This window comes from Microbulbifer epialgicus (genome assembly GCF_041447265.1).
GTDB classification, from domain to species: domain Bacteria; phylum Pseudomonadota; class Gammaproteobacteria; order Pseudomonadales; family Cellvibrionaceae; genus Microbulbifer; species Microbulbifer epialgicus.
Map to the genome: position 1 here is coordinate 39,625 of NZ_JBGMEK010000039.1, position 7,746 is coordinate 47,370.

The window sequence follows — 7,746 nt, forward strand, 5'->3', positions numbered from 1 at the left end:
GTCCCAATAGGCCAACCGGCATTGTTCTTTCTACAGATTATTGGAGAGTGTGCAGGTTCAGTGGAGGGTGCGGACCTGGTAACTTTCTAGACGCATGGCGGGAGAGAAGCGAATCATATCCAGCAGAGCGTCAATATAACGTTCGCCCAACTCACCTAAATCCTCAATTCGCGGGGATTGCAGCCAGTCCTCCAGTACTCCAAAGAGACCGCCGTGTAGCATTTGCTGGGCTAGATCTATATCCAGGTCTGCAGGTAATTGCCCAGCGGCAACCGCCATATTCATCAATTGTGCCATACGCTCCAGTCCCTCAGTGCGGCCTTGTTTAATACGGCGAGTTGATTCGCAAACCTCACTAACAGCTTCACATGGCAAGAAGATAATCTCCAGGACCCGTTGCCACTGTTCATTGCAGGCAATTTCATGGAACAGCCAAACCCAGCGGGTGCGTAGAGTGCCCAGCGGATCGTCTTTCAGTTGATCACCAGCGGCCTCGCAGAGTTTCTCACCGGGTAGCTCCATACGTTCAGTCAGGGCATTAAGCAGCCCAGCTTTACTGCGAAAGTGGTCATAGATAGATCCCCGAGTTACCCCGGCTAGATCAGCTACCTCAGCAAGGGAGGCATGGGAGACTCCTAATTCATGAAAAACATTCATCGCGGCGTCCAGGATGCGCTCGCGAGTTGCCGCTGTTTGCTCTTTTCTGCTTTTCGTCATAGGGGCTGAAGCTTCTTTTATAACCATTTTCGCCTCATCTGACCGCATATTCACGACATTTTGTCGCACGGGAGCTAAATGAGATGTTCGTGCAAGCCCTTGAAAACACTGGGTGAAAGTGCATCTTAGGCGATTATCAGGTGCCGATGAACAGTTGATCGAATTTCATGCGTGCACATAAAATACCAAGTAATTGAAACTAGACTTTCCTGTCTCTTTTTATATGTTTCCCCGTAACTGAGCCGCAATACCCAGGTAGTCAGCCCTTATCGAGGTAACCATGTTCAATAAAAAAGCGCTAATCAGTCTTCTGGTCGCATCCTCTATTCTTGTGGCCTGCGACGAGAAGGCCGCTACACCGCCGATGATGGCGCCTCAGGTAACAGTTGTCACGCTGAATTCTGAGCCTGTGACCCTCACAAGGGAGTTGCCGGGACGCACTTCGCCTTTCAAGGTGGCGGAGGTTCGCCCGCAAGTTAATGGCATCATAAAACAGCAATTGTTCCGTGAAGGTGGCCGTGTCGATGCAAATCAGCCGCTCTACCAGCTGGATGATGCCATTTATCGAGCGGATGTGGATAGTGCTCACGCAAAGTTACAGCGCGCCAATGCAACCATGAATATCGCGCGATTGAAGGCGGTGCGAACCAAAGGCCTGATAAGCAATGGCGCAGTTAGTAAGCAGGAAAATGATGCTGCAGAGGCGGAATTGCAGGAGGCTCGTGCAGATGTAGCTGAGGCCAAGGCGGAGCTGCATCAGGCCGAGATCCAGCTGGATTACGCCCAGATTACTTCTCCGATTACGGGACGTATCGGCAAATCTTCGGTGACCCAGGGTGCTTTAGTGACGGCCAATCAGGCCGGAACTTTGGCCACAGTGCAACAGCTGGACCCGATCTATGTCGATGTCACCCAGTCGGCCGCAGAGTTGGTAAGCCTGCGTCGGGCTCTGCAGGCCGGCACACTTGCAGATGCCACTCATCTGCCGGTTAAGATATTGCTGGAAGATGGCAGTGAGTTTGAACACCAGGGCAAACTCGAATTTGCCGAAGCTAGTGTCGATCCCTCAACCGGCAGTGTCTTACTGCGGGTTGTAGTACCAAACCCGGATAATATGTTGCTGCCGGGCATGTACGTGCGCGCAATAGTGGGAAGTGGCCTACGCGATAACGCCATTCTGGTGCCTCAGCAAGGTATTGCGCGGGACCCGAAAGGCAATACGTCAGCCATGGTGGTCAATGAAGAGAATATTGTTGCCCAGCGTTCCGTGCGGGTAAGCCGCACCGTCGGCAACCGCTGGCTGGTGGAAGAGGGACTGGAGCCTGGCGACCGGGTAGTTGTGGCTGGATTGCAAAAAATTCGCCCCGGCGCCCCAGTGGAGCCCAGTGAAAGTGAGGATGAACAGCCACCTGCGACAGCCGGCGATGAGAAAGCAACGGCGGAGCAGGGTTCCTGAGGGTAGGGGTTATGGCGAGCTTTTTTATCAATCGGCCCATCTTTGCCTGGGTCCTGGCAATTATTACTATGCTGGCGGGTGCCTTGTCCATCAGCAAGCTGGCGGTGGAGCGTTATCCGAATATTGCGCCACCCTCTGTCAATATTGAGGCGAACTACCCCGGCGCCTCTGCCAAGGTGGTAGAGGACTCGGTAACGCAGATTCTGGAACGGAATATGAAAGGTCTGGATGGCCTGCTGTATATGTCCGCCACCAGTCAGTCCAATGGCGGTGTTTCCATTTCTCTGACATTTGAGAATGGTACCGACCCGGATACCGCGCAGGTGCAGGTACAAAACAAGGTGCAGCTGGCAATGCCACTGTTACCTCAAGAGGTGCAGCTGCAAGGGGTGAACGTCAGCAAGTCCCGTGGCGGTTTCCTGATGGTTGCGGGCTTTGTATCTGAAGACGGCAGTATGAATCGCAACGATATTGCCGATTATATTAATTCAGCCATTGTAGACCCGATTAGCCGGGTGCCCGGTGTTGGTAATGTGCAGGTGTTCGGTTCCAAGTACGCACTGCGTATTTGGCTCGATCCCAATAAGCTGACCACCTATGACCTAACACCTAACGATGTCGCTACGGCAGTGCGGGCACAGAATGCCCAAGTAGCTGTGGGCAGTCTTGGCGGTGCACCAGCAGTGCCGGGGCAGCAACTCAATGCCTCCATTACCTCGCAGGGACGCCTGCAAACCCCGGAGCAATTCCGGGAAATTGTGGTCCGTGCCAATGATGATGGCTCCCTGCTGCGGCTTGGCGATATTGCCCGGGTAGAACTGGGGGCAGAGAACTATGAGTTTATCTCCCGCTACAACCGCCAACCGGCGACCGGTATTGCCATTAACCTGGCTACCGGTGCCAACGCGCTAGATACCGCTGAGGGAGTTAAAGCGAAACTCAAGGAGTTGGAACATTTCTTCCCGCGAGGGCTTACGTCAGTCGTTCCTTTTGACACCACGCCCTTCGTCGAGGTCTCCATTAAAGGCGTGATCAGTACTTTGATTGAGGCGATTGTGCTGGTCTTCCTGGTGATGTATCTGTTCCTGCAGAATTTCCGTGCGACCTTGATTCCCACGATTGCAGTGCCGGTAGTGTTGCTGGGTACCTTTGCAGTTCTTGCGGCATTAGGGTTCTCGGTCAATATGCTCACTATGTTCGCCATGGTATTGGCCATCGGCCTGCTAGTGGATGATGCCATTGTGGTTGTGGAGAACGTAGAGAGGGTGATGCGCGAAGAGGGGTTGTCACCAAAGGAAGCGACAAAAAAATCCATGAAGCAGATTACTGCGGCACTGATAGGTATCGGCGTGGTACTGTCAGCGGTGTTTGTGCCTATGGCATTTATGGATGGCGCTACCGGTGTAATTTATCGCCAGTTCTCAGCCACTATTGTTGCTGCAATGACGCTGTCTGTACTAGTGGCAATTATCCTGACACCTGCACTTTGTGCCACGTTGCTTAAGCCGCTTTCAGAAGGCGAAAGCCATGGAGAGAAAGGCTTCTCCGGTTGGTTCAATCGGAACTTTGAGCGCGGCAGCCAGCGTTACCAAGGCGGAGTGCAAGGCATCCTAAAACGCAGCGGCCGTTTTATGCTGTTGTTTGTGGCCCTTTCGGCCGTTATGGCCTTCCTGTTTCTGCGCCTACCCAGTTCCTTTTTGCCGGATGAAGATCAAGGGGTACTCTTCTCCATGGTGCAGGCACCTGTAGGTGCGACCCAGGAACGCACCATGGCATCTATCCGCAAAGTGGAAGATCAATTTCTGGACAACGAGCAGGGTATCGTGAAGTCAGTATTTTCGGTACAGGGCTTTAGCTTTGCTGGCAGTGGCCAGAATACCGGTATCGCCTTTGTAAATATGGAAGACTGGTCCGACCGGGAAGAGGAATCGCAAAGTGCAGGAGCGGTAGCCATGCGCGCAATGGGTGCGCTGATGCAAATCAAAGATGCCATGGCTTTCGCCTTTGCACCGCCGCCCCTACCAGAGCTGGGCTCATCCGGTGGCTTTAACTTCTACCTGAAGGATAATGGCAACTTGGGGCACGAAGCGCTTACCGCTGCGCGCAACCAGTTCCTGGGGATGGCTGGACAGAGCAAATTACTGTCCAACGTGCGACCCAATGGCCAGGAGGATACGCCGCAGTTCCGGGTGAAAATCGACAACGCCAAGGCTGCGGCCCTAGGTTTGTCTATTGCCGATATTAACAGCGCATTAAGTACCGCTTGGGGGGGCTCGTACATCGATGACTTTATCGACCGCGGCCGGGTGAAGCGGGTTTATATGCAGGCGGATGCGCCATACCGGATGGTGCCGGAAGACTTTCAGCTCTGGTCTGTGCGCAATGATAAAGGCGATATGGTGCCTTTATCTTCATTTGCCAGCTTCTCCTGGGAGTACGGATCTCCTCGCCTGGAGCGCTACAACGGCGTGCCATCCATGCAAATCAATGGCCAGGCAGCTCCGGGAGTCAGCTCTGGAGAAGCCATGGAGGAAGTGGAGAGGCTGGTAGCTCAGTTGCCGTCGGGGGTTGGTATTGAGTGGAGTGGCCTTTCTTATCAGGAGCGTGCCGCCGGAGCACAAACCCCTTTGCTTTATACCCTGTCATTACTGATTGTTTTCCTGTGCCTTGCCGCACTTTACGAGAGCTGGACAGTACCAACAGCCGTATTGTTAATGGCGCCTTTAGGTATTCTCGGCGCGGTGCTGGCGAATAGCTTGCGGGGTATGGAAAGGGACATCTATTTCCAGGTGGCCATGTTGACCACTGTGGGCTTGACCAGTAAGAACGCCATTTTGATTGTGGAGTTTGCCAAGCAAAACTTAGAGGATGGTATGGAGCTGGTGCAGGCAACTATGCGTGCAGTACGCGATCGCCTGCGTCCTATCCTGATGACTTCTTTGGCTTTTGGTTTGGGAGTTCTTCCACTGGCGATAGCCACTGGTGCAGGTTCCGGCGCGCAACGCGCAATTGGAACCGGGGTACTGGGGGGAATGGTTGTGGGCACGCTGCTGGGAATCTTCTTTATTCCTTTGTTCTTTGTAGTGGTGCAGAGGCTGTTTGGGAGAAAGGCTAATAATAAAGAGTCATCTCAGGCTGATGCTCCTGAACGCAATGAGACTGAGGCTGTAGAAGCTGTATAAATTTATATCTGAAAAAGCCAGGTCGGATAATAGGACCTGGCTTTTTTGTTTCCAATGAATGCTGTAGCAATTGCAGGTTTAAGCAAGCTCAGCAATGCGTTTATTTGCAGCTACGACGGCTTTTTCTTTTGCCTCTTCACCGGTCGCAAGCCCCTCCGTGTAAACAAGCTCAACATTGGTGATACCTACAAAGCCGAGGAACTGACGTAGAAAGGCACTCTGCGCATGATCGTCACCGTGATAACCACCTCGAGCGACAAAGACGATTGCTTTCTTGTTCTTTAGCAATCCTTCAGGACCATTCGCTGTGTAGCGGAAGGTGACGCCGGCTCGGGCGATATGGTCGAAGTAGGTGTGCAGGGTGGAGGGGATTGTGAAATTGTACATAGGTACACCCAGTACCAGCACATCTGCCGAAGTAATCTCTTCAATAAGTTTGTCCGAAAAATCAACAATAGCTTGCTGATCTGCGGTGCGCTGCTCAGCCGGGGTAGTGAAGGCCTGGAAGCGCTCCAGAGACAGGTGGGGCACCGGCTCTGCCACCAGATCACGCTGAATTAGTTCGCCATCCGGATTATTCGTTTTCCAGCTCTCGATATACTTTGCAGCCAGCTGGGAGGTCTGTCCTCCGGCTTGGAACATGCTGGATTGGATATTGAGCAACTTTGTCATGACTGGTTCCTAGTGAATCAATTAGCTTGAACACTATTGAAACATTGGTTAATTCGATTAAAAATTAGAAAATTTCACTGAAATCTATCGAAATATCCGATTTATGACTAATCAGTTTGCCAGATCATCCTCAAACCCGAAGATTACGCTCGAGCAATGGCGGTGTTTGGTAGCGGTTGTTGAGGGCGGAGGATACGCCCAGGCGGCGGAACGCCTGCATAAGAGCCAGTCCTCCGTAAGCTATGCGGTGCAAAAACTGGAGTCTGTGCTGGGTGTGGCCGCATTCACTATCAGTGGCCGTAAAGCAGTGCTGACAAAAGCGGGCGATATGCTGTACCGCCATGCACGGCAGCTGCTGGAGGATGCCGCATCTTTAGAGGCTGCAGCCTGTAAGGCTTCTGCTGGCTGGGAGTCAGAAATTGCTATCGGCATAGAGGTCTTTTTTCCCACTTGGTTGTTATTGGAGTGCCTTGACCAGTTTGGCGAGGAAAGCCCGCAGACCCGTATTGAAGTTTATGAAACCGTTATCGGCGGTGGGCCTGAAGCACTGCAGCAGGGCAAGATCGACTTCGCTATCAGCCCACATATTCCCAAAGGCTTCAATGGTGAGCTGCTCTACAGCCCGGTACGAATCATTCCCGTTGCCCACCCGGATCATCCTTTACACCAATTGGGGCGAGAGCTGACCTTGCGAGACTTACGCAATCATCGCCACCTGGTGGTGCGGGATACAGGCTCACAGAGAACCAGTCGGACCCATACGGTAGATGTGGCCCAACGCTGGACTGTCAGCAATATGGCCACCTCCATTGGTGCGGCCTGCCGTGGCTATGGTTTTGCCTGGCTGCCGGAGGAGAAAATTAGACAGGAGCTGGAAGAGGGCACCTTAAAGCCACTGCCCTTACGCGGTGGCAATGAAAGGCAGGTGTCTATGTACCTGATATTTGCCGATCGCGAGACTACAGGCCCAGGAGCAAGAAGGCTGGTTGAAATTATTCGCCAGCGCCTAAGAGAATTGGAAGCAGATTAATCCGCTTTATTTTTTCCTGGTAGGGATTGTAGATAGGTACATAAATGGCCTGAGGATATTCCCAGGAGAACAGGGGCGATCAGTGAGGCTATTCCTATATAAGTGGTCTCGGCATGTGCAGCAAAAAAGGTAATTAACCCCAGAAACCAAGCGGCAATATTGCCGATAATTGGCTTTCCTCTGAGGGAAACCACGATAAAAGCTACAATAAATACTGTCGCAACGAAGGCAGCTTTACCTATTACAGGCAGTAACACACTGTTTATTACAGAAGCAATTACGCCGAGTAAAATTCCCAAAGTGACACAAATACTACTGGTTAATGTGTTGGATATAGAGGTGGGCCTGGTGAAAAAGACAATCCAGCCGACAAACATTGCCCACGGAGGTAAATTTGTTGCAAGGCAAGTAAAGGCGGCGGCACTGGCAATAGTTGCAGCAATAAAGGTATCTCTGCTGTGCTTTAGGTTTAACGCCTGGATTAGGGAGGACATCGGCTTTCTTTCCAAGTCAGAAAAATAATCAATAGCAGCAGCTAAAGTTTCTTAAATGGATTAGTTCAGACCAAATCTGACACATCCTCTTGAAAAAGAGGGGTTTACCAGTTTTGATGAAGGTGCCTAAATCTAAAAGCAAAACCAAGGATAAACCCCATGATCCATACTAATGATCGCATCATCAAACACAAG

The 7,746-nt window shown here is 51.9% G+C and carries 6 protein-coding genes; 3 read left to right on the forward strand and 3 right to left on the reverse strand.

Annotated elements, in window-relative coordinates:
- Positions 1–57: 57 nt before the first annotated feature.
- A complete protein-coding gene (locus ACCI49_RS15825) occupies positions 58–717 on the reverse strand; it encodes a TetR family transcriptional regulator (RefSeq protein WP_371840048.1) in 660 nt (219 codons plus the stop codon).
- Positions 718–997: 280 nt separating this feature from the next.
- Between ACCI49_RS15825 and ACCI49_RS15830 the strand changes: the two genes are divergently transcribed.
- On the forward strand, positions 998–2,173 hold the full coding sequence (locus ACCI49_RS15830) for an efflux RND transporter periplasmic adaptor subunit (RefSeq protein ID WP_371840049.1): 1,176 nt from the start codon (positions 998–1,000) through the stop codon (positions 2,171–2,173).
- 11 nt (positions 2,174–2,184) lie between these two features.
- Positions 2,185–5,355, forward strand: a complete 3,171-nt coding sequence (locus ACCI49_RS15835; protein WP_371840050.1) for an efflux RND transporter permease subunit — start codon at positions 2,185–2,187, stop codon at positions 5,353–5,355.
- Between the two features lie 78 nt (positions 5,356–5,433).
- Here the strand turns inward: ACCI49_RS15835 and ACCI49_RS15840 are convergent, their stop codons facing one another.
- On the reverse strand, positions 5,434–6,027 hold the full coding sequence (locus ACCI49_RS15840; RefSeq protein ID WP_371840051.1) for an FMN-dependent NADH-azoreductase: 594 nt from the start codon (positions 6,025–6,027) through the stop codon (positions 5,434–5,436).
- Between the two features lie 103 nt (positions 6,028–6,130).
- On the opposite strand from ACCI49_RS15840, the gene ACCI49_RS15845 reads away from it, so the two are divergent.
- Positions 6,131–7,057 (forward strand): LysR family transcriptional regulator, encoded by a 927-nt coding sequence (locus ACCI49_RS15845; RefSeq protein WP_371840052.1) that lies wholly within the window; start codon positions 6,131–6,133, stop codon positions 7,055–7,057.
- On the opposite strand, the gene ACCI49_RS15850 is transcribed toward ACCI49_RS15845, so the two are convergent.
- Positions 7,054–7,551 (reverse strand): DUF1097 domain-containing protein, encoded by a 498-nt coding sequence (locus ACCI49_RS15850; RefSeq protein WP_371840053.1) that lies wholly within the window; start codon positions 7,549–7,551, stop codon positions 7,054–7,056. The genes ACCI49_RS15845 and ACCI49_RS15850 overlap by 4 nt on opposite strands.
- Positions 7,552–7,746: the final 195 nt, after the last annotated feature.